The organism is Ensifer sp. ZNC0028 (assembly GCF_000799055.1).
GTDB lineage: Bacteria > Pseudomonadota > Alphaproteobacteria > Rhizobiales > Rhizobiaceae > Ensifer.
The window spans coordinates 1-1,160 of the sequence record NZ_JTLA01000037.1; the positions used below are offsets into that span (position 1 = coordinate 1).

Here is a 1,160-nt window from a genome sequence, read left to right on the forward strand (position 1 = left end):
ATGGCAAAGAGCAAATTTGAGCGCAACAAGCCGCACGTTAACATTGGCACGATTGGCCACGTTGACCATGGCAAGACGTCGCTGACCGCAGCGATCACGAAGTACTTCGGCGAGTTCAAGGCGTACGACCAGATCGACGCCGCTCCGGAAGAAAAGGCCCGTGGTATCACGATTTCGACGGCCCACGTTGAGTATGAGACGCCGAACCGTCACTACGCTCACGTTGACTGCCCCGGCCACGCCGACTACGTCAAGAACATGATCACCGGTGCAGCGCAGATGGACGGCGCGATCCTGGTTTGCTCGGCCGCTGACGGCCCGATGCCGCAGACCCGCGAGCACATCCTGCTTGCTCGCCAGGTTGGCGTTCCGGCAATCGTCGTGTTCCTCAACAAGGTCGACCAGGTTGACGACGCCGAGCTTCTTGAGCTCGTCGAACTGGAAGTTCGCGAACTTCTGTCGTCCTACGAATTCCCGGGCGACGACATTCCGATCATCAAGGGCTCGGCTCTTGCTGCTCTGGAAGATTCGGACAAGAAGATCGGCGAAGACGCGATCCGCGAGCTGATGGCTGCCGTTGACGCCTACATCCCGACGCCTGAGCGTCCGATCGACCAGCCGTTCCTGATGCCGATCGAAGACGTGTTCTCGATCTCGGGCCGTGGTACGGTTGTGACCGGTCGCGTTGAGCGCGGCATCGTCAAGGTTGGCGAAGAAGTCGAAATCGTCGGCATCCGCGACACGTCGAAGACGACGGTTACGGGCGTTGAAATGTTCCGCAAGCTGCTCGACCAGGGCCAGGCCGGCGACAACATCGGCGCGCTGATCCGTGGTGTTAACCGTGACGGCGTTGAGCGTGGCCAGATCCTGTGCAAGCCGGGTTCGGTCAAGCCGCACAAGAAGTTCATGGCAGAAGCCTACATCCTGACGAAGGAAGAAGGCGGCCGTCATACGCCGTTCTTCACCAACTACCGTCCGCAGTTCTACTTCCGCACGACGGACGTTACGGGCATCGTCACGCTGCCGGAAGGCACGGAAATGGTTATGCCTGGCGACAACGTCACGGTTGCCGTTGAGCTGATCGTTCCGATCGCGATGGAAGAAAAGCTGCGCTTCGCTATCCGCGAAGGCGGCCGTACCGTCGGCGCCGGCATCGTTGC

1 protein-coding gene is annotated in these 1,160 nt (G+C 60.3%); it reads left to right on the forward strand.

Features of this window, described 5'->3' with window-relative positions:
- A partial coding sequence (tuf, locus tag L981_RS10090; RefSeq protein ID WP_043614751.1) for an elongation factor Tu occupies positions 1–1,160 on the forward strand: 1,160 nt, incomplete at both ends.